This window comes from Ruegeria sp. HKCCD7628, assembly GCF_057221005.1.
On sequence record NZ_JBWVBA010000011.1, the window covers coordinates 73475 to 94321 of the forward strand.

Genomic DNA, 20847 nt, shown 5'->3' on the forward strand with positions numbered 1-20847 from the left:
TTCAGAATTCTCATGAAAACAACGCGCTTTTGAGTGCTTGCGGCAGGATCGGAGCCAGTGCGGCCCCTGCTGCGGTGGGCAGACCTCGGCGCAGGGGCAGCAGGAAACTGCGCGCATCCAGACTCAAACCGTTGCGTGTGTAAGACAGGGCCTGATCTTGATGCCCCAGCCGCAATGCCCGACGCGCGAGATAACGCAAATAGACGGCCTCGGACGATCGGGACGGGAACACGCCATAAGACGCAGCCGTTTTGACCGCGTAGGCCCGCCCAGCGCGCATTGCGGCCAAATCCGAAGACAATCCCCCGGCACTGGTGCGATACCAGACCTGAAAATGATTGACCCCTTTGATTGTGAACCCTTCGCCTGCGAGGCGGATCAACAGCTCCAAGTCTTCGTTATGAACCGTTCTGGTGTCCAAACCGCCCACTGCGTTGAAGACTTCACCGCGGATCGAAAGATTCGACATGGTGCAGACCGGGTTTTCCGCCAACAGGTCCTGAACGGTCAGGGGGGCACCAGGAACGGTCGAGTATGTCTGAGAATCTCCGGGCTGATCGGCAAAGAACCGGATCTGTCCGAAAACCGCGTCCGTAGAGGAAGGTTGGAAGGCTTCGTTTAGTTGCGCCAGCTTGTCCTTGTGCCACAAGTCGTCCGCGTCGCAGAATGCCAGTATGTCACCCTTGGCCAGTTCCGCCCCATAGTTACGCGCGGCACTTGGGCCATCGAAGGGGTTACTTACGACCCGGATACGGGGGTCTTGCGCGATGTGGTCCAGCACGGTGGACAAGCACACGCTTGAGGGACGATCGCCGACGCAAATCGCCTCCCAATTCGTGAAGCTTTGCGCGCGAATGCTGGTCAGCGTTTCGGCAATTGTATCCGCGTCGGTGTGAAACGGCACGATGACGGTAAAGCGGGTCATTGGTAGCGGAGCCCTTCTGTTGTTTGGTGATCCCGAGGCAGCAGCAACCAAGAGGCTGTCAGCATCAGAGCAGTACTCGTCAGCAAGTATCCGATCGCCACTGGCATCAGCCCGAACGGCGCCATGATCGCGGTGTTAAGGATCAGTGCGAAAGCCAAGGCTGCGCTGACCCGTAGCTCGATAAACGCGCGGTTTTCGGACCGCAGCCAACCGGCCACGGCAGACCAGATAACACTGGGCAATGCGGCAAGGCACAGCACCGAGACCACGGGTGAAATCTGGTGCCACTCGGCTCCCAGCAGCAGTGGCACATAGATCGGCGCGAGCGCGGCTTGCAGCAAAACCAGCGGGCTCAGCACCAGGAGCGACGTGCCGAGCCCGTGACGCAGCGCCTTGGTTTTGTCCGGGGCTACGCACAGATGTGGGAAAAGAACGACTGAAAAGGCCTGGGTGAACGAAGTCGCCAAGCCGAGCCCGGCGTTGAAGGCCATGAAGTAGATACCAAGGCTCTCAGCCCCCAGCATCACGCCGACCACAAGCTTGTCAGCTTGCAGACGCAGAACTTTGACAACCTCAACCCCCAGTACAGCACAGCCGAAGCCAACAAAGGGGCGAAGGGCGGCAAACCCTTGTTTGGCGTCAGGTGCCCAGGGACGCAGGCGGCGCATCAGGACCAGCCAGATCGGCGCCGCCAGCAAACGGGGCAGTACCAAAGCCAATGGCGAGGCCCAGAGCAGCGCCAGTAGCGCCGCCGTGACATTCGCACCAACCACCTGCCCTCCGGCAATGGCGGCGGTCTGTTGCAACTTACCCTCGCGCATCGCGAGCGCGGCCTGCACCAGACCGGCAGGCATGAACAGGTACTCTCCGGCCAGAAAGGCGAGCAACAGTGCCAGCGTCTCGTGCCCTATCGCGTAGAGGAACGCAGCGATAGCCAGTTGCAGCAAAAACAACGCTCCGCACCAGACCCAGAAGATACGATGCGCGCTGTTGCAGCGTTTTTCCAGCTCGGCCGGCGGGGCTTGGATGATCATCTGCCCCACGCCGTTTTCGGTCAGAGCCTTTAGGATTTCCCCCGCTGCAAGGGCAGCGGCAGCCAGACCGATCGCCTCGGGGCTGAGGCTGCGGGCCACGACGACAACGACCACAAGACGCGACGCCTTTGCAGCCACTTCGGACGCAGCATAGGCCAGCAGATGCCGCAAGAAACTGGTATGTGCCAATCGCTGAGTCATGTCGCCAAATGTCCAAAATAGTGTCGGGATCAGTTCTAATTGGTCGCGGCATCCCTGTCCCAGACGCGGGAGAACAGCTGGGCGCACCATCCGGCGAGCGACCTATCCGAATGGGATAAACGGCAATCCCAATGCCGGTCTGACGCACATCAAGACACTGCTGTAGCTGTGGATGCAGTTCAGGAGAGTTCAAAATGACACGACATTTCAAAGTATTGGTTTTAGGGGCCGTCAGCGCGATCGCTCTGTCGGGTTGCAGCAGCATGAAAACCCCGCGCAACATCGAATCCGTTGCGAAAGGCGATAGTTATCAGGCGCAGTACCGTGCCCCATCGCGGCGAAGGGCAAATACGGCCCTGCTACAAGCGGAAAATCTGAACGGGCGCGCCTGTATACCTCAAACCGGGGATCAGGGCGCAAGCGCCTTTGCTAAATGGTCACAGCCAACGCTGAGCCCTCTGCTGGGCGAGAAGCTTTCGCGCAATGACATGGTGCAGATTACCATCGACGGGGATGAGCTTCTTAGCGACACTTATGTTGTATCCCGCGATGGCGACCTGAAACTGCCCTACCTGCCGCCGGTGCGCGCGCAGGGCAGAACAACCGAACAGGTGGAGCGGGATGTCGCCCGCGTTCTGGTGGCGGCGCAGTTCTACGACAGCTCCCCACGCGTCACGGCACGCATCAGCGATTTCGCCTCGGTCACTGTCGGTGTGAAAGGCGCAGTGTTCGAACCCCACTCGGTCGAGATCGGAGGCACCCCCGGCGATGCGCTCGATCGAGGGCGCCAAGGCGCGCTTGGGGCGTCGACCGAGGCGCGCAATCTATCGGTCGCCATTCGCGCCGCCGGAGGGGTACGCCCGGATGCGGATTTGTCAGCGGTCGAGTTGCACCGGCAGGGCACGATCTACCGGATGGACCTGCGCGGAGTGTTCGAAGGCTCGGACCCGACTGACATCATGCTGCTGACTGGGGACCAGATCGTGGTCAATAGCCGCGGGTGTTTTCAGGACGATCTGATGCGACCCAGCCCGATCAGCCCGCCCGGTGTGACGCTGTACATGTCCAACCTTACGCAACCAGCCGCGGGCAACGCGCAATCCGCTATTGGACGCGACGTGCGAGAGGTTCCCTATGGCACGCGCTATCTGCAGGCCGTGGTCGACACCAACTGCGTCGGCGGGACCAAGACGACCAATGCCAATCGCAGTGCGGTCCTGTTCACCCGCAACCCGATGACCGGGAACTCGATCGTTATTGAACGCAATATCGAAAAGCTGCTGCGACGTGGGGATCGCGATGACTATGACCCCTATGTTCTGCCAGGAGATGCGATTGCATGCTACGACAGTAAGGTTACCGGCCTGACCGAGGTCGCCCGCGCAGTTGGCATCGTCGGCGCAGCGGCGCTGCTGGCGCCCTAAGTCAATCCCAAGCGGGCGATGATTTCGCCCGCTCCCAAGCAGTGGAGACTGCAGCGAGTTTGTTAGTGATGTCTTTGTGTTCTTTGGCTGCAGTCTCTACCGCAACTAACGCCTCTCGAAACTCTTCCACGCCGAAGGTTGCTGCACTCCCAGCCAGTTTGTGACAGGCCTGAGCTATTTGACTTAAATCTGTCTGGTCAAATGCCCCGGTTTCTAGCTGTTCAACCAATTCATCCCCTTCGGCAATGAACTTGGCATGCAGGCGGGCAAAGACTTCAGGGCCGAGGCTGCCTTTCAACTCCGCTAACGGATCTGGCTGCGCATGCTCCGAAATCTGCCCGTCGGTGCGCGTGACCACTGAAAGCGCCCTGCGCAGGGCACTCAGCGAAATCGGTTTTCCAATGAAAGCCGTCATACCGGCCGCGCGAAAGGTCTCAACCGCATCTGGCAGGACATTGGCCGACACAGCGATAATCGGCACATCGGTCGACTGACCCTGACCGCCACGAATATGGCGCGCAGCAGTTGGCCCATCCATCACTGGCATGCTGATATCCATCAGGATCGCATCGAACCTCTGACGGCTGGCCTTGTCGACGCCAACCTGCCCGTTCTCCGCCGTAGTTACACGGTGCCCGTCCAGCGCAAGCATATTGCAGATGACCTCGAGGTTGATCTCGTTGTCTTCGACCACCAACAAGTTCAGCGAGAGAGCGGTCTCGGTAATGATCTGAGCAGCTTCTAGCAGTTGGTCGCGCGCTGACGGCTGTAACGGTATCCGCAGCCAAAAAACGCTTCCTTCGCCCAATGTGCTTTCCGCCCCCACCTCACCACCCATGGCCTGCGCGAACCTGCGGGCAATTCCCAGGCCAAGCCCGGTTCCTCCGACCGTTCGACCGATAGAGGGATCGCTGGTGTGGAAGTCATCAAAAATGGCGTCGATCTCATCCTCGGCGATGCCAGCCCCGCTGTCGATCACACGCACTTCGTAGACATGCGCTTTACCCTGACCGCAAGGTTCACATCTTTCGACCTCGATCGACACACGGCCATTTTCGGTAAACTTGATCGCATTACCCACAAGGTTCAGCAGAATTTGCCGCAACCTTTGCGCGTCAGTCGCGACATGCGGATAAGCTCCGCCCACCCATTGCCACGAGATTGAATTGCCGCGCGAGGCCGCATTGCCGCTTTGACCATCCACAAGGTCCTGCAACATCGCGTTCAGGTCGGTTGGCTCGTGCGCGACAGACAGCTTGCCGGCCTCGAACCGAGCAATATCCAGCACTGCATCCACATGATTTTGCAGAACCTGGCCCGAGATCTCCATGTTGCGGACAAACTGAGACTGCTGTTTGGTCGTGCGTGTATTCTTGAGAAGGGTGAGGTTGCCCAGCAACCCGTTCAACGGGGTTCTGATCTCATGACTCATAACAGTCAGAAAATCCGACTTGGCCTTTTCCCCGGCAAGGGCACGGTCGCGGGCCGAGACAAGCTCTTTCTGATCCGCAACGCTTTGTGAGATATCGCGGACAAAACCGATAACAATTTCCTCGTCCCCGGCCTGAGCGGATTGCAAGGCGAGTTCGACGGGAAATACATCGCCATTCTTGCGCAACGCCTCAAGTTGAACGCGACCCTTGCCAACCACGTGGCGGTCGCCCCCGCTCTGCATCCGCTCCACGCCTGCATTATGCGCCGCGCGTAGATGCGCGGGAACAATCAAGTCGCCGATCGAACGCCCTTTGGCCTCATCTTCGGAATACCCGAAAATCGCCTGTGCAGCTGGGTTGAACTCCAGCACTTCGCCGTCGGCGTTCACCACGATCACGGCATCCAATGATGTAGAAAGGATCGTATTCATGCGCTGGTTGGCTTGCTGGATTGCCCCACCACGTCGATCTGCCTTGCGATTGACCACCAAGAGATAGGCGCTGACCGCAGTCAGCGTCAGAAACAATCCCCCGGACAAAACGGCTAGTTGAAACAGGCTGAGCGCGGTTTCTTCACGGCGCTGATCCGACTGGCTTGCAAAGTACGAGATCGCCGAGACCGAAAGCTCTCGCACTTTTTGAGCGATCCCCTGCGCGCCGTCATAGAGAACCGGCAGCCCCGCCTTCAACCCAGGGTCCTCAGCATCGATTGTAGGCACTGAGACCTCCAGATATGCGGAGACGTCGTTCAGAGGTTCAGCGAATTTCGGGTCACTTCGCAGCGTTTCAAACAGACGCGAGGTGTCTAGAATTTCGATACGGCTGTAAAAAAGATCGAAACGGCGCCGGACAAGGTCCAGGTTTTCTGTGCTTGGCTCTGCGTCCGATACACCCGTCTCAAGCGCGTTGAGGTAGAACAGGAACTCGACCTCGACCTGCGTCAACGTCCATTGCACGTTATCTGTCTGGGCTGACTGCCGGTCGCTTAGGTCGGATATCACCTTGACGGACAGCAACACGACCAAAGCAAGGGCACCCAAAACGGCGATACCGATGAGCCCGAGAGCCCACCGGCGACGCGAGTGGTATTGGAAATTTCTTGTCAAAGTCTGGCCCGTATCACCCACTTCACACTGTGTTTTAACCCCACGCTATTTTACGATTTCCAACCTGTCGAGTTGCCAAATGCTGCGAGAGTAAATCACCTCGGTCTGGTACTTGGTGTCACTGTCATATGGATATACGATCCATAGCGGTCCTTTCTGCCGCCGGGACATCGCCGCGCCGTCCATCTCATAGGCGACAATCGGGTCTTGCGCCGATATTGAGCCCACAGGTATCTCAACCGCGTAGTCGTTGATCGCCGTTGCCCGGATCGTAGCACCTTCTGCTTCGACCTGTTCCAGCAAGACAGAGAGGGGAACGCCGACAAAAGTGGCCTCGCCTTCAGTCCAGATCGTCGAGGTTTCAAAGCTGCGCTGCGGTAGCGCCTGCAACATTTCCATATCGAACTGCGCCGCCCCGTCGGGGCCGGTCTGTGCAATGTTGCCCGAAACGGTCAGGACCACTCCTCCTGTCGGAGTGCCCAAGTCTGCGGCTTGCGCAGGCGTCAGGCAAATGGTGAACGCCGCTGTGAGGATCGCAAAAAACATACGCATCGTAGTCTCCACTTCATTGACCTCAAGAAACCAGAAAGAGATCCGCCGCGACAGATGGGCATGGGGATACGCACCTATCCGAACGGATAGGTGCGCAGGTCTCATGCCGCGGCAGACAGGAGGTTCATGCGCTGACGCAACATGGATTTGAAACCGTCACGCAGCTCGGCACGTTCCAGCGCAAAGACGGTCGTTGCCTCCAGATATCCGGCGACTGACCCACAATCGAAGCGCTCTCCTTGAAAAGCGAAACCGCAGCATCCGGTCGCTTCGATATCGGCCGCAATCGCATCGGTCAGTTGAATTTCATTACCCGCGCCGGGTGCCAAACCGTCCAGCTGATCGAAGATCGAAGGGTGCAGCAGATACCGCCCGACAATGCCAAACTCAGACGGAGCCTGATCGGCCGCGGGCTTTTCGACCAACCCTTTCAGATGCTGTACCTGCCCTGTCCCATGCGCGATATCGACCACGCCATAGTCGCTGATCCGGTCGGATGGAACGGCCTCGGTTGCGATCATGTGGCTGCCTTGAAAGTTCTGGACCATTTGCGCCAGGACCGGGCGCCGCGCGTGGATCACATCATCCGGCAGGATCACCGCGAAGGGATCGTCACCTACAAAGTCGCGCGCCAGAGACACCGCGTGGCCCAAACCACGAGGGCTGTCTTGTTGGATAAAGTTGTATGTCTCATCATCAAGATTCGATCGGCGCAAACGGTTCAGCAGGTTGGTCTTGCCACCATCCTTCAGTTTGCGCTCCAGCCCTGAGTTGCGCCCGAAATACGCCTCGAGCACGGATTGTCCGGTTGAGGTGACGAAGATGAATTCATCAATCCCCGCGGCGCGAGCCTCGTCCACAGCGTATTGGATCAAAGGGCGGTCGATCAGCGGCAACATTTCCTTTGCCACAGATTTGGTGGCGGGCAGAAACCTTGTGCCCAGACCCGCGACCGGGAAAACAGCTTTGCGAATACCTGTCATTTCAATGCTCCTAGGTTTGATCAGTAAGCGCCGCGACCTGACACGACGGCACGTGCGGTCATTGCAATGAGGATGAGGTTCAGAAGGGGCGAGCGGGAGCGGACATAGGCTGCATCCAGTGCGATCATGTGGTCAAAGCCGATGCCGGCGCGGCCCGAAACCTGCCAGAGGCCGGTGATGCCGGGACGCACCTGCAGGCGCTCCAGCGCTTGTTCGGGATAGGCAGCAACCTCTTCGGGCAAAGCTGGGCGCGGGCCGACCAGCGACATGTCCCCTTTTAGCACGTTGAAGATTTGCGGTAATTCATCCAGCGAGAACCGGCGCAGAACCTTCCCAACGCGGGTGATGCGTGGGTCATTTTTGGCTTTGAAGCACACGCCCTTACGATCCGAATGGGTGAGCAAATCCGCACGTCGCGCTTCGGCGTCCTGCGTCATCGAGCGAAACTTGTACATCGTAAAGGGCACCCCGTTTCGACCAATACGTGTCTGCCGAAAAAAGGCGGAGCCGCGACTGTCCAATCGCACCAATGCGGCGATTGCGGCCATGGGAAGGGCCAGAAGAGACAGCGCGACCACCGCCAAAGTGAGGTCCAGCAGGCGACATGCTGAGACCTTGGGAACAGAATTGTGCGCGACACGCACGAGGAATTCGAAATTACCCACTAGATATCTGCGGGCCATACGGCGGGGCTCCATCGCCAACCGCCATGCCCATTCCATCCGGGCGCGCCGAACGATGCGCGGTGCCCGACGCACATTCCCGGCCAGGAAGTCGAACAAAGCACCCACGCCAAGCGCGATTCCAGGGTCAAGCCGGTGACGGTTCTGCGTAATCCAAAGCTCCTGCAGTGGGACGCCCATAGCGATCAACAGAATGTCCGCGCCAGATTGGTTGATATCGTCGATCGCCTCATCAACCCGCGCTGCCCCTTCATAGCCATCGCGCGTACCAACCACGACCAAATCGGGGATCATGTGCTGCAACCGCGCCGCCGCAGCCTGAGCTGTTCCGGGACTTCCCCCCAACAGGTAGACCGACTGGCCAAGACGCGCGGCACGTTTTAGTAGTTTTGGAACAAAATCCGTACCGTTCAGATTCTCGGCCAACGGGACGCCTTGCAACTTCGCAGCGACCTCCACCCCAATTCCGTCAGGTAGGATCATATCTGCCCGGGCCAAAGCTGCTCGATATGTATGGTTGCGGGCCCTTATATTTGCGCAATGTGCATTCAGGAAAAACACAGTCCGGCGGGTCCCATCCAGCAGTTTTGAGATCACCTGTCCGGATCGGGCGTTCACAACTGGCAGACCCAAAATCTCAGGCTTTTCCAAAGTTGGTTTGGGTGTTGGCTGCGCGCCTTTATGCATATCTTGGACTGACAGGAACTGCATGGAACTCTCCGATCAACGATGACAATCTGTGCTTCAGACTGCCAATGAGACCCTGCAACCGATAGGCGAGCATCCGGAGAGGGATCGGAGAATAGGTCTATTAAAACGACCCCGCAGCACATAGCGTGGTGAAAACGGCCGGCTGACCTATCCGATTGGATATTCACCTGTCCGTCAGGAAGGCTTCATGCCATGGGTTCAATGTTTTACTAACGCATTTGGGTGTGGTTGGGGGCAGACGGAGATTTGAGATGAAAGTTCTTATTGCTGACGACCACGACCTTATTTTGGATACGCTCGTTGCCTTCATAGATGCAGCAGGCGGGATCGAGGTGGAGACCGCGCCGGATTTCCCAGCCGCGAAAACTTTGATTGAGAACGACGGAGCCTTTGATCTGGTTCTTCTGGACCTGAACATGCCCGGCATGAACGGGTTGGCCGGACTTGAAACCTGCATCGCTTTGGACGGTGCCCAGCATGTGGCCCTGTTTACCGGCGACACCTCGCGTGATCTGGCGCAACGCGCGCTAGAGCTTGGTGCAGCCGGTTTCGTCCCAAAAACTTTACCGGCTAAATCTCTGGTCAACGCGATCCGCTTTATGGCGATGGGGGAACAATACCTTCCTGCGGGTTTCATGAACGCAGAGCAGCCGGAAGACTCCCACCCCATGGCTCAAAAACTGACAGAGCGTGAGCGGCAAGTTCTGAAAGGGCTGACTGAGGGCAAATCCAACAAGGAAATCGCTCGTGATCTGGATCTGTCAGAGCCGACGATCAAACTGCATATGAAGACTTTGTACCGAAAAGTTGGTGTCAGCAATCGAACGCAGGCCGCCCTGGCCGCGCGCGAGGCTGGGTTGTTCTAGGCCTAACTATCCGAAGGGATAGGGGACGCTCCCAATCCCCTCGGCCCCTAGCCTGCTGAGCGAATGATCAGCAATCAGATGCGGTGTATCACCCTTGTAAGAAAGGGTTTTTCCATGCCGCAACAGATTTCGAACTCCTCTGAGTCCACGCGCGACATGCAATTTCTGCATTGGGTGCGCATTTCCCGATCCAATTTCAGAACGCTCGGGTGGCGCCGCATCGTAAAGGGCGGGCGCCTTAGCGATGTAGGCCGCCTGCCTCGTTACGTGGCATTATACCTTCTTGGGGCGAGTTGCATCTGGGCCCCGATCAGCGGCCATTTGGCGACCGCGCCTGTCAAATACACCTCTCACGCATCATTAATCCTGCCAGGATCTGGCGCTTCGGCATCGGTCAATCTGGCCAATATCGGTCAGGCATCCTCGTACGCGAATTCCGCCTTTGCCAACGGGTCAATCAGCCCGACCGAGACGTATAAACGTTTGTTGTCGGCCGACCGTATACTCGACGCGGCAGCCAAGGCGGTAGAGGCTGACCGGGACGCGTTTGGAAAGCCGCGGGTGCAACTGGTCGATCAAACCAGCCTGATCCATATCGAGCTTCAGGCGGCCTCTCCGGCAGACGCTCAGCAATATGGAGACGCCTTGGTGGCCGCCTTTTTCGCTGAGATTGACGCCCTGCGGGCCGACGAACTTGCCACCCGCGAGGCCAGCAATATTGGCGCGATCGAAGACTACACACGAGCAATTCAGGCCACGCGGGCCGAGATCAAACAGCTGCAATCGCAAAGCGGTCTGATATCAGTCGCGCAATACCAAGAGCAGGTCGCCGCTAATGACCGTGCAAAGCAGGAGCTGCGAACGCAGGAGAGCGAGCTGGCACGCCAATCGGAACGTGTCGCCGCGCTTCAAGTCGCGTTGAATCTGCCCTCTGACGCAGCGGCGGCAACGCTGAAACTCTATGCTGATGCGCAGTACCTATCGTTGCTTGCGGATGTGTCGGTGGGGGCTGCAAAGCTGGCGCAAGTCGACGCGACCTACGGATCGCGCCACCCAATCTATGTGAATGCCCAAAACGAATATGAAGGGGCGCGTTCGGTTGCTTTAAAACGCGCGGCGCAGGTGACTGGTCTTGAGGTCGAGCAGCTCGGTGGACTGGATCGCGCGCCGGAAGGGCAACGGGCGCAGTTGCTCAGCGAGTTGGTGCGCGAAGATGCCTTGCGCGCCGGATTGGAAGAGCATGTCGCGACACAGCGCGCGCAAGTTCGTTTGGAAACCCTGCGCCTGTCAGACCTCGCCCCCATCGCCGCTGAATTGGAGGACCGGCAGAGAGATTTCGCCGTGGCAGAAGCCGTGTTCGCCTCTGCCATCGCGCGGTCCGAGTCGAAAAAGACCGATGTTTATGCCTCCTATCCCTTGATCCAAGTTCTGGAGAACCCGTCTCTGCCGGCTCGCCCGTCTTCGCCGAACAAGAAGATCTCGATTGCCGCCGGGATCGTTGCAAGCCTTATGCTGCTGATGGGTTTGGTTCTGGCATGGATCCGAAACCCGCTGATCTCAAAGCTGCTGAAAGACCAGAAAGAGGCCGCAGTTTGACGCGTGTGGCCCCTCAAACGCCAGCCGAAAAGATCGTCTGGTGTACGCTGATCTGGACATGGCCGTTCTACGGGCTTGGCGCGCTGTATGTTGTCGGTCCGGTGCTAGGTTGGATGTTGGCTACGATAGCCGGGGTGTCACTTTATCTCGGCCCGGTGATCCGTTTGGATATGCGTGCAACGGGCCCTGTACCTGCTCTGGTCTGGATCTGGAGCGTTGGCATGCTGGTGATGCTGGTCTCACTTTGGGCAGGCCACGCGGACTGGAACCTTGGCACCACCAAAACGATCAAATCGAGTATCGGATGGGCAAAGGGTTGGGCGCTGATCCCGTTGTTTATCCTAGCAGGGGCGGTTTTGCCAATACGGCGCGAGGTTTTGGTCAGAGGGCAATGTGTGGTAGGCCTTTGGACCTTGTGCCTTCTGCCGTTGCTCATTGCCGCCCCGTATGCCGGTCTGCCGCATCTGCTGTTTACATCTCCCCTTAAAGCAGTGGGCGGCCCGGGACCTGAATATTTCTCGGTCTACCTGTATACAATCGACCCCGCCAGCGGCACGCCACGGTGGCAGTTCTTTGCGCCCTGGTCGCCATTCGCAGCCTTGTTGGGTGTCTGCATGGTCCTATTTGCCCTGGAAGAAAAACACAGCAGCTGGAAGGTCATCGGCTTGGCTGCCGGAGTTCTGATGATCCTTATGTCCAAGTCCCGAATGGGTATGGTCGGATTGGTGATCTGCTCGCTGTCACCCCGCCTCTTGCCACTTGTCGCCCGCAGCTTGGGGTGGATTCTATTGTCTGCAGTCACCACCACCGTAGCCGTTTGGAGCGCAGTCTTTGTCGAATTCGGCAACCGAGCCCTTTACAGGTTCAAATCCGCGCGCGCCGATAGTACCCGCGTACGCGAAACTCTGCAGCGTATAGCTTATGAGCGCTGGCAATCGGATGCGATGGTTTTCGGGCACGGCACAGTCAGACCCGGTGCGCATCTTGTTGAGTACATGCCGATCGGCAGCCATCACACCTGGTACGGATTGCTATTCGTGAAAGGGCTGACCGGATTTGCCGCGTTTCTCGTTCCTTTCCTCGGTCATTTAGCAATCGTCACCCTGGACGCCATAAAGTCGGAACGCGGGAGGCTGCCGCTCGGGCTGTTGCTCACAGTTCTCCTGCTGACCTTTGGAGAGAACGTTGAAATCCAAACCTATCTACTCTGGCCGACCTTACTGATGCTCGGATTGCATTTGCGAGAGGTCAAATCAGTGTGTCTGGGAAGCTGATACGCCGCTAGGATTGTTGCGACACCAGCGTAGTGTCAGACGTCACTCTTTTGGGTTGGTTCTTCACTGCTGATAGGGACATTTTGACCTTGTAAAGTGAGTACTTTCACATCGGGCAACCAACGAATTGACCGTGAAATGCTCTTCAGCCCGGCATTTAGTGGCACTAGTCGCCGACTAGAGCCGGCTGAAAGGAGCCGCTCGTTGTCTCTCTACTCAAAACTCTTCGGCGGCGTTGAGAAGTCCAAGCCGGACCCGCTCTCTTACAAAGGGTTCGAGATCTTCCCCGACCTGATGGCGGAAGGCAGCAAATACCGTCTGTTGGTCCGTTTGGAGAAGACCATCGACGGAGATCGAAAGACCCATACTTTGATCAGGGCGGACGTGTTTGACGGCCGGAATCAAGTCGAGAGCTTTAGCATTGCAAAGCCGAAGCAAATGATTGGTGAGCAGGACGAAAACGTTTTCGACTTGGCAAGCCGGTAGCTTGAAGCTCGATCTATGATCGGGAGCACTATATGAGCGGCACCGTGCGCGCGCCGCTAGGCATGCTTCTACGTCCAAGATTGAACGGACGGCTTAGGTTATCATTGGTTAACCATTTGTTAGGCAAAGGAGACTGTTTATCCGTCCTGTTGGTTTGTTAACGGATTCCGCAAAGCGCGGAAAGCGAACGTTCGCGTAAAACACTGTAAGACAGGTTTGTCCCGCATCGCAGTCATTAATGTACTGCAGAGAGAATGGCTCCTTTGCGGACGAAGCAGTCGGTGGTACTGGAGCGGTTTCAGAAGGTTTAGAACCTATCGCGCCCAAGAATTCGGTGCTCAGATGGCGAGACACCAGTGGCGGTCTTAAATGCACGGCTGAAGTTGTTGGCTGTCTCGTATCCAAGCGCAGTAGCAATATCGGCGATGGTGCCAGACTGCAATGAAAGTAACTCTTTCGCCCGGCTTACGCGAACATCGGTTACTATGCGACGGAATTGCGCGCCTTCTTCCTCGAGCTTCCTTTGAAGAGCGCGAACACCAAGCCCGAGTGCGCGAGCGGTTGCATCAACCGAGATTTCTTTGTGGTGGAGTTGCTGTCGGGCTATTGCGGCAACCCGACCAGCCATTGTTTCAGGTGGTCCGCCGACGCGTTCCCTCGCAACATCGTCAACCGTCACAAAACCGCGAACGCGATATTGCCTTCTGTTCTCGACCAAAAGCAATGAGCTTTCGAATTCCACACCCAACCTTGGTGCGTTCCAAACTATGGGACACCCATATGTGTCTTCGACTTCGACCGAGTTCGGTACTTTTGCAAAATCCAAGAGAACTACCGTAGGCGTCCATTCCTTACCTAGGTACTCGCGAAAAATACTTAGGAAAACGCCGATCGCGGAAAAAGCTATATCGGCGTAAGCGGGGTGCTCCGGCATTCCGAATTTGTAGCAATAGCGCGAACGTCGGCCAGAGGCTTCCAGCCATGCACGATCAACTGATGAGTGCAAAGGCATAACCGATGTTGCGCGACGTAGCGCGTTACCCAACGTAGGCGCGGACAGGACATACTCTCCCCAAAGCCCGTAGTCTGCGACCGTTAGGTAAGGAGACCAAAGCAAGCCAATGTTTTGATGGCCCGCCAATCGAACCGCCTCCTCGACGAATGTCGCCAGCGAATGCTCGGAAATGTATCCCGACCGTTCTTCGATAAAGTGATGTGGAAGGTCAGCGACATCCATGGCCTTCGCTAATCTTTTTTCTCCAGCGACCTCATGGACAAACTGCGGCATCGCACCAAGCGCCTTCGCTGAAATCATCGGTGGCAGTGCCATTGAGTTCTCCGGAAATGCGCCTGTCGTGAAATGATACGCATCTGCGTTTCGGATGTGCAAGTCTCGCGAAAACCTCAAGGGAGTAGTCACGAATGAAACAGATGGGCACATTGTTCACAGACTTATCGACCAAGTGTTTAGTTGCGGCCATTTGCGTCGGCGGCGCCGCTGCTCAGGTCGAGGCGCAGGAATTTAACGACACGGGCGACATTCTCGCGCGCTCGGCGCAGGTTGAAGACATCGAATACAAAATAATGGTGCAGCGCGCGACGCAAACCGCGATTTGGGGCATGCCTGCTGCAGGCATGATCGACTTCCTGAAAGGTATTCGCCGAGATCTGGGCGGGGATTACAACGACATTGTGTATCTCAACAAACCGTTCGACTCCAAACACGGGTTTCTGACGGCCAATGATGTAACAGCTTACGCATGGGCGTCCATGACATCTGAGCCCGGGCCTTTGGTGATCGAAGTTCCGGCAGCAACAGACAAGGTCAATTACTTCGGTACGATTGTAAACGCCTGGGATGTCCCGATTGCCGATGTTGGTCCGGACGGGTTCGACGAAGGAGAAGGTGGTAAATATCTCATGCTGCCACCCGACTATGATGGCGACATGTCAATCGAGGAACTGACTGACGCAGGATACTTGCCGTTCGAGACAGACACTTACGAATACGGGTTTTCATTCCGCCCAAAGCTGACCAACGGCGCGACTGATGCGGACGCGGCTGAATACGCACAGACGATAAAAGTCTACTACCTGTCAGAAGCCGACAACCCACCACCGAACACCTATCATGAAGCCTCTGAGGTTCCCTACGACTCCCTGCCGTACTACAACGAAACCTTCTTTCAGGACCTAAACGACTACGTCCAGAACAACCCAATCCGTCCTCAAGACAAAGTCATGGTGAACTTTCTGAAGGATCTCGGGATTGAGAAGGGTAAGCCGTTCGAGCCAACCGAACTTCAGGTGAAGGCAATGGAGGAAGGTCTGTTGCTGGCTTATGCATCCATGCAGCATTATTTTGTGACGCCAGGCAAAGCGATGTTGCCGCTATGGGTGGACGAAAACGGCGACATGAAAAGCCAATGGCTTATCTGGGACTTTGCAGAGGGTCAGGCCGAGCTTGGGTTTCCTTACGAAACTGAAACCGAAGTGCTTGTCGATGCCCGTGCCGGCGGCAGCTACTTCTGGATTACCTATTTGCCGAAACAACTTGGCGGCGGGACGTTCTACCTAACTGGTCTGCGCGACAGCGAAGGCGAGATGTATGACCACAATCAGACTTACAAGCTGAACGTGCCAGCGGACACACCCGCCGAGGATTTCTGGTCAGTCATTGTCTATTCGATGGAGACCAAGAGTTTCATCCGCGACGTCGATCCTGTGGGACTTTCCGAGCGCGACACCGACACGATGCAAGCAAACGAAGATGGTTCTTACGACATCTACTTCGGGCCTGAAGCGCCAGAGGGCATGGAAAGCAACTGGATCCCAACCACCGAGCCCTACTTCCTCCTGTTCCGCCTCTACGGCCCTGAAGAGGGCTGGCTGGAAAGCGGCTGGATGCTCGGAGATCTCAAGAAGGTCGAGTAGCTGAAACTTTTCGCAATTGAATTCGGACACTGACCGGTATTGGCACAAACCAATTGGTCAGTAATTGGAGAGGCGGTGTATGCCTCGGGACACCGTCTCTCCACAACAAACACCAAAGTGCCAAGTCGCGACAAGCGCATAAAGGCAATGAAAATGGGAGTTTCAAAATGAGAAACATTAAGACTTGTATGACAGCGATTGCGATTGCACTCGCAGTCAACACGGGACCGCTTAAGGCGCAACAATTTGGCCAAGAAAGAGCACGAGCGGTCGGTGAACTGACAGATGAAGCGGTTGTGTCCGCTCTGCGCGAAGATGGTCGCGTCTCAATGAGCGGCGGTTTTTTTGAGACCGACAGTGACGCGCTAACCGGCACGTCACCCGAGGTGTTGTTCAAAGTTGCCAGCGCGATGGCGACGCTGCCTGAAATGCGACTGGCGATCGTGGGCCATACGGACTCGGTGGGTGACTTTGCATACAACATTGACCTCGCTGAGCGCCGTGCTGCGGCCGTACGCAATGCACTGATGGGCGAACCCTACAACGTCGCGGCGGAACGTCTGGTCGCCATGGGAGCAGGTCCAATCGCGCCTGTTGCCTCGAACTTGTCCGAGGAAGGACGCGCGCTGAACCGGCGCGTGGAGTTCGTTTTGCTGAACGAAGATATGATTCAACAAAACGAGGGCGCAAACGAACAAGTTGCATTGCCTCCACAATCAGACAGAGAGTTCGCCGCAATCGTACCGCAAAACGTTTTGACACCGGACAGAGTGAAAACAGAGACACTTGGCACACTTGAGTTTTTCGATGGCATGCCTTCACCAGATACGGTTGAGAAAGTCTTCGACAATCTGGACTTGATGCGCGCAACGACTGCTTTTCTTGATGGCATGAAAATCGCGTCTCTGCGTGGAATGTTTCAAGGCTATGAAGATGTAGGCGCACAACCCAATGATGTCGTCATTGCAGAAAATCTTCTGGATGCCAGATCAATCTGGCTGACGCCTAATACAACGACTATTTACGTTGGTTCCAACGTTGATATCTCCGAAGGTCCTATGGTCATAGAGGTGCCCGCTGGCATGTTGGGCCTGTTGGACGACGCAGGGTTCGACTACGTCGCAGACATTGGCGCGCTTGGTGCAGACAAAGGCGAAGGCGGGAAATACCTGTTGATGCATCACGACGATGAAACTGCAGTGCCAGAAGGATATTTTGAACTTCGTACAAGAACAAATGAACACTGGTTGCTGCTGCGTCGCTCCCCCGGGGCAGATGGTGACACAACAGGACCAGTTGCAGAGATCAAGGCAGGGCTGAACATCTATCCGCTCAGCGCAGCCGACAATCCGCCATCGGAGAACTTCATCAATATCTCCGGCGTTCAGCACAACACAGTCCATGCCAACAACGAAGACTTCTTCGAGGAGATTCATGTAGCCTTGGATAACAATCCGGTCGGCGCTTTTGATCCAGAAATTGTTGGGACATTTGCTTCCATTGGCATCAAAAAAGGCGAACCGTTCGAACCGGACGCCAGAATGAAGGGAATCTTCAAAGAAGCAGCAGCCATCGCAAACGCGACAGCGCGTGCGATCACATATGCCTCACGGGATCCGGGGGTGTACTTCTATGAAGATCGTCAATGGAACTCGCCGTTCCAACGCCAGAGCTATCTGTTCCTTGAGGATGGCGCGCGTATTCTGGATGATCGGACATACTTCTTTTACATGGCGACAGGTATCACACCTGCAATGACTGCGCCGCCGGTTGGCACCGGGTCGGTGTATGCAATGACGGCCCGCGACAAAGATGGGGAGTATCTGGATGGTTCAAAGACCTATAAGGTAACGCTTCCCGCGCCGGTCCCTGCCAAGAACTTTGCGTCATTCATGCTCTATAGTGGGCAGACTCGTTCGATCTTGGAAACAGACCAACAATCCGGAGGGATCGACTCCAACCGGCCCGGAATAAAGCCGAACGACGATGGTAGCTTCAGCATCTATTTTGGACCGGAAGCGCCGGAAGGTTGGGAAAACAACTGGGCGCAAACAGTTCCCGGTCGAAGCTTCAATGTTATGATGCGCCTTTACGGGCCGCTTGAACCATGGTTCGACAAAAGCTGGCGGCCCGGTGATTTGGAACTCGTGGAGTAGTCTTGGAAGTTTAGGCTAGACGAGCAAATGTCTTATGGCGAACATGGACGCTCCAAGAAATTGGGGCGTCTCCAAAACCGGCCGCTTTGGGCTCGGTGCGGTCGTACGCTGCGATCTGTCTGAATGACCGCTATGCGGACAAAGCGGATATTGCGAGAGTGTTAACTCATAGAGTTTGTGCTTGGTTGATCGGAAGGCGGCTATTCCAACTTCGCCGCCGTCCGATTGAAGCAAACCCGGCTACGCGGAAAGCTGGTAATACGCGGTGACCAACACTCCGATGATCATCAGTTCAGCGACCGAGGGTGGCACAACTGCCTTGTCAAACCCGTCCGCTAAACTTCCGACAATACGCCCGGCAGCTACAACCGCCATCAGGACCGCGACAGCCGCATAGCCCAGGGTCTGCCCGGTGGTCAGTGCGATCACTAGAGAAGTCACTGAGGCCAGAAACAGCCCGCCGATCACCGAACGGATTGTGCTCAGCCCCGGCTGTGCCAACCGGCTCGATTGCAAAGTTAGCAACCATGCGCCGGGGTGCAAACATCGACATGATGCCAAGACCAGACATCATGAGGGTTGCGAGGATAACGAGGATGTTCAGTGTGGTTTCCATTTCATTACTCCTGTTTTCTAGGCGAATTGGCGCAATGCCTTGATCGCGTTGTCCTGGGTGGTGATGTCCGACAGAGCCCCATCGATGCCGGCTTGATCCACGATCGGCCCAGTGGGATAACCGGCTTGGCTGGCGTAGAAATGGCCGGTTTTGAACTCCGGGTCGAGCAACCCGTCCAGATACCGTTTTGCTCCGGCTTCAACGCTGTGCATCATGCCTAACAGAGGCATCAGCACACCGCCCACATGTTTGAAGACAATGCGTTTCATAAATGGCAGGTCATCAAAGCCAGCCGTTCCGGCCGTGCCGCCTGGGCTCATGGTTACAAAGCGAATATGAGGGTTTTGACGCGCCATCGCCCCCATCCAGAGGGTCGCGGTAAGCTTGGCATAGCCATAGGTCTGCATCGGATCACCGTCGGGGCCGAATTTGGTACCATCGGCGATTGACTTGAACTCGTCCACCGTCCCATCGGACAGGCTTGGGCGGTACATACCCATTTTGGGAATACCACGAGCAGCCTCGGACCCGGCATATAGAATTGTAGACGTCACCAACTGGCGCTCTAACAATGCGTCCACCAACACCACATGGCCCAGAACATTTGTTGCGAAGATATTTGCCACGCCATCGCTGGTAATGCTGTTTGGGTGCCGCCCGCCCGTGCCTCCTGCATTCAGGATTACCGCGTCGATTGGGGCGGAAAGTGCGGCTACAGCGGCGCGAACCGAAGCCGGGCTTGTCACCTCCATCAGGACAACTTCAAAGATCTTGCGCCCGGTCTCACGTTCCAGCGCTAATTTTGCGCCTTCCGCTTTGATTGGGTTACGACAAGCCAGATAGACTTTGGATATACCTTTCTGAAGCGCAAGCTGCCGGGCTGCCTCGCGACCCAATCCGGCATTTGCGCCGGTGATCAACACAGATTGTATATGGTTCATCTGTCATAGTCCTTGAGTTTGCGTTTGATTAGCCCAAGGTATTCCGCCCGAAAATTGATCTGTAGATAGGTATTTCTGGGCACGTTGCTTCAAAAATGAAACACAAGAGCCATGTCGATCAAGGAAAGCCACTCTCTCAACTGGGATGATCTGAAGTATTTTCTTGCTGTTGCAAGAACTGGGACATTGCGGGGCGCCGCCGATAGCATTCAGGTCAACCATACGACCCTGACCCGGAGGTTATCGGTTTTGGAGGAACGGGTCGGAAGCCGCCTCTTTGATCGCTCAAAGCAAGGCTTGGCGCTGACCCAGCTTGGGGAAGACCTAATGCCTCACGCCGAACGCGTTGAGGCGGAAATGACAGCGGCGTCTCGAATAATTGTCGGCCGCGATGCTCAACCTTCTGGCACGGTCTACATCACATTGCCCCATGGTCTGGCAATGACCTCTCTGATGGACGATTTCGCCACTTTCGCCGATCTCTACCCAAACATCACCCTGAACATGAACTTCACAAATGACGTTCGTGATTTGACGCGACGGGAAGCGGACGTATCGCTCCGAGTTGCAAGTGAGGTGACGGATGATGTCGTGGGCCGAAAGCTCGTGCAAATGTCGCAGGCTGCCTATTGCACACGAGAATATGCTCAGCGGATCTCCGATAACGGTGGTGAGGGGCTCCACCTAATTGGCTGGCACGAGCCAGAAGAGGCGACCACGGCGAACTGGGTTAAGAACAGCTACTACCCAAAAGCCACGCTTAAACATCGAGTATCTGAACTTGTCCCATTGATCACGCTGGCCGCATCCGGGCTTGGCATGGCTTACCTTGCGTGCAATCTGGGAGACCGGCACCCAAACCTTATCAGAGCACCGTTTCAGAAACCCATGCCCTAAAGAAGCATCTGGTTACTGCTACATCGCGA

General features: G+C 56.4%; 17 protein-coding genes. 8 read left to right on the forward strand and 9 right to left on the reverse strand.

Features of this window, described 5'->3' with window-relative positions:
• Nucleotides 1-10 precede the first annotated feature (10 nt).
• Nucleotides 11-925: a glycosyltransferase family 2 protein gene (locus AC2TAD_RS18730; protein WP_480869494.1), complete on the reverse strand. Its 915-nt coding sequence runs from the start codon at nucleotides 923-925 to the stop codon at nucleotides 11-13.
• Nucleotides 922-2160, reverse strand: a complete 1239-nt coding sequence (locus tag AC2TAD_RS18735) for an oligosaccharide flippase family protein (protein ID WP_480869496.1) — start codon at nucleotides 2158-2160, stop codon at nucleotides 922-924. Before AC2TAD_RS18735 ends, AC2TAD_RS18730 begins: the two co-directional genes overlap by 4 nt.
• Nucleotides 2161-2354: 194 nt before the next feature.
• On the opposite strand from AC2TAD_RS18735, the gene AC2TAD_RS18740 reads away from it, so the two are divergent.
• Nucleotides 2355-3584: a polysaccharide biosynthesis/export family protein gene (locus tag AC2TAD_RS18740; RefSeq protein WP_480869499.1), complete on the forward strand. Its 1230-nt coding sequence runs from the start codon at nucleotides 2355-2357 to the stop codon at nucleotides 3582-3584.
• 1 nt (nucleotide 3585) lies between these two features.
• Here the strand turns inward: AC2TAD_RS18740 and AC2TAD_RS18745 are convergent, their stop codons facing one another.
• The 4 genes from AC2TAD_RS18745 to AC2TAD_RS18760 all read right to left on the reverse strand — a co-directional run bounded on the left by AC2TAD_RS18745 (nucleotide 3586) and on the right by AC2TAD_RS18760 (nucleotide 9052).
• Nucleotides 3586-6123 (reverse strand): ATP-binding protein, encoded by a 2538-nt coding sequence (locus AC2TAD_RS18745; protein ID WP_480869502.1) that lies wholly within the window; start codon nucleotides 6121-6123, stop codon nucleotides 3586-3588.
• A 45-nt stretch (nucleotides 6124-6168) separates the two neighbouring features.
• A complete protein-coding gene (locus tag AC2TAD_RS18750) occupies nucleotides 6169-6675 on the reverse strand; it encodes a putative pterin-binding protein (RefSeq protein WP_480869505.1) in 507 nt (168 codons plus the stop codon).
• Between the two features lie 101 nt (nucleotides 6676-6776).
• Nucleotides 6777-7658, reverse strand: a complete 882-nt coding sequence (locus AC2TAD_RS18755; protein ID WP_170752081.1) for a UTP--glucose-1-phosphate uridylyltransferase — start codon at nucleotides 7656-7658, stop codon at nucleotides 6777-6779.
• Between the two features lie 20 nt (nucleotides 7659-7678).
• Nucleotides 7679-9052, reverse strand: coding sequence for a WecB/TagA/CpsF family glycosyltransferase (locus AC2TAD_RS18760; RefSeq protein ID WP_234899560.1), 1374 nt, complete (start codon nucleotides 9050-9052; stop codon nucleotides 7679-7681).
• A 251-nt stretch (nucleotides 9053-9303) separates the two neighbouring features.
• On the opposite strand from AC2TAD_RS18760, the gene AC2TAD_RS18765 reads away from it, so the two are divergent.
• From AC2TAD_RS18765 to AC2TAD_RS18780, 4 genes are all read left to right on the forward strand, one after another.
• Entirely contained in the window at nucleotides 9304-9918 is a 615-nt protein-coding gene (locus AC2TAD_RS18765; protein ID WP_170752082.1) for a response regulator transcription factor, read from the forward strand.
• Nucleotides 9919-10032: 114 nt separating this feature from the next.
• A complete protein-coding gene (locus AC2TAD_RS18770; RefSeq protein ID WP_480869509.1) occupies nucleotides 10033-11514 on the forward strand; it encodes a GumC domain-containing protein in 1482 nt (493 codons plus the stop codon).
• A gap of 5 nt (nucleotides 11515-11519) precedes the next feature.
• Nucleotides 11520-12788 (forward strand): O-antigen ligase domain-containing protein, encoded by a 1269-nt coding sequence (locus AC2TAD_RS18775; RefSeq protein ID WP_480869580.1) that lies wholly within the window; start codon nucleotides 11520-11522, stop codon nucleotides 12786-12788.
• Between the two features lie 204 nt (nucleotides 12789-12992).
• The gene (locus tag AC2TAD_RS18780) at nucleotides 12993-13274 is read left to right on the forward strand and encodes an HlyU family transcriptional regulator (RefSeq protein WP_480869511.1); all 282 of its coding nucleotides are present in this window, start codon (nucleotides 12993-12995) and stop codon (nucleotides 13272-13274) included.
• 307 nt (nucleotides 13275-13581) lie between these two features.
• Here AC2TAD_RS18780 and AC2TAD_RS18785 read toward each other — a convergent pair whose 3' ends face one another.
• Nucleotides 13582-14604: an AraC family transcriptional regulator ligand-binding domain-containing protein gene (locus AC2TAD_RS18785; RefSeq protein WP_480869514.1), complete on the reverse strand. Its 1023-nt coding sequence runs from the start codon at nucleotides 14602-14604 to the stop codon at nucleotides 13582-13584.
• A 92-nt stretch (nucleotides 14605-14696) separates the two neighbouring features.
• On the opposite strand from AC2TAD_RS18785, the gene AC2TAD_RS18790 reads away from it, so the two are divergent.
• Nucleotides 14697-16208 carry a DUF1214 domain-containing protein gene (locus AC2TAD_RS18790; protein WP_217354419.1) on the forward strand — a complete coding sequence of 504 codons (1512 nt, stop codon included), beginning with the start codon at nucleotides 14697-14699 and terminating at the stop codon, nucleotides 16206-16208.
• Nucleotides 16209-16375: 167 nt separating this feature from the next.
• The gene (locus AC2TAD_RS18795; protein WP_170388062.1) at nucleotides 16376-18364 is read left to right on the forward strand and encodes a DUF1214 domain-containing protein; all 1989 of its coding nucleotides are present in this window, start codon (nucleotides 16376-16378) and stop codon (nucleotides 18362-18364) included.
• 240 nt (nucleotides 18365-18604) lie between these two features.
• Here AC2TAD_RS18795 and AC2TAD_RS18800 read toward each other — a convergent pair whose 3' ends face one another.
• Together AC2TAD_RS18800 and AC2TAD_RS18805 are read right to left on the reverse strand one after the other, a co-directional pair.
• On the reverse strand, nucleotides 18605-18889 hold the full coding sequence (locus AC2TAD_RS18800) for a hypothetical protein (RefSeq protein WP_480869518.1): 285 nt from the start codon (nucleotides 18887-18889) through the stop codon (nucleotides 18605-18607).
• Nucleotides 18890-18997: 108 nt separating this feature from the next.
• Nucleotides 18998-19921 carry an SDR family NAD(P)-dependent oxidoreductase gene (locus tag AC2TAD_RS18805; protein WP_480869520.1) on the reverse strand — a complete coding sequence of 308 codons (924 nt, stop codon included), beginning with the start codon at nucleotides 19919-19921 and terminating at the stop codon, nucleotides 18998-19000.
• Between the two features lie 111 nt (nucleotides 19922-20032).
• Here AC2TAD_RS18805 and AC2TAD_RS18810 point away from each other — a divergent pair, with 111 nt between their 5' ends.
• The gene (locus AC2TAD_RS18810; RefSeq protein ID WP_480869522.1) at nucleotides 20033-20818 is read left to right on the forward strand and encodes a LysR family transcriptional regulator; all 786 of its coding nucleotides are present in this window, start codon (nucleotides 20033-20035) and stop codon (nucleotides 20816-20818) included.
• Nucleotides 20819-20847: the final 29 nt, after the last annotated feature.

Bases quoted from the DNA above. Each gene is read 5' to 3' on its own strand.
- AC2TAD_RS18730 (WP_480869494.1), bottom strand. From the start codon at position 925: ATGACCCGCTTTACCGTCATCGTGCCGTTTCACACCGACGCGGATACA.
- AC2TAD_RS18735 (WP_480869496.1), bottom strand. From the start codon at position 2,160: ATGACTCAGCGATTGGCACATACCAGTTTCTTGCGGCATCTGCTGGCC.
- AC2TAD_RS18740 (WP_480869499.1), top strand. From the start codon at position 2,355: ATGACACGACATTTCAAAGTATTGGTTTTAGGGGCCGTCAGCGCGATC.
- AC2TAD_RS18750 (WP_480869505.1), bottom strand. From the start codon at position 6,675: ATGCGTATGTTTTTTGCGATCCTCACAGCGGCGTTCACCATTTGCCTG.
- AC2TAD_RS18755 (WP_170752081.1), bottom strand. From the start codon at position 7,658: ATGACAGGTATTCGCAAAGCTGTTTTCCCGGTCGCGGGTCTGGGCACA.
- AC2TAD_RS18760 (WP_234899560.1), bottom strand. From the start codon at position 9,052: ATGCAGTTCCTGTCAGTCCAAGATATGCATAAAGGCGCGCAGCCAACA.
- AC2TAD_RS18765 (WP_170752082.1), top strand. From the start codon at position 9,304: ATGAAAGTTCTTATTGCTGACGACCACGACCTTATTTTGGATACGCTC.
- AC2TAD_RS18770 (WP_480869509.1), top strand. From the start codon at position 10,033: ATGCCGCAACAGATTTCGAACTCCTCTGAGTCCACGCGCGACATGCAA.
- AC2TAD_RS18785 (WP_480869514.1), bottom strand. From the start codon at position 14,604: ATGGCACTGCCACCGATGATTTCAGCGAAGGCGCTTGGTGCGATGCCG.
- AC2TAD_RS18790 (WP_217354419.1), top strand. From the start codon at position 14,697: ATGAAACAGATGGGCACATTGTTCACAGACTTATCGACCAAGTGTTTA.
- AC2TAD_RS18795 (WP_170388062.1), top strand. From the start codon at position 16,376: ATGAGAAACATTAAGACTTGTATGACAGCGATTGCGATTGCACTCGCA.
- AC2TAD_RS18805 (WP_480869520.1), bottom strand. From the start codon at position 19,921: ATGAACCATATACAATCTGTGTTGATCACCGGCGCAAATGCCGGATTG.
- AC2TAD_RS18810 (WP_480869522.1), top strand. From the start codon at position 20,033: ATGTCGATCAAGGAAAGCCACTCTCTCAACTGGGATGATCTGAAGTAT.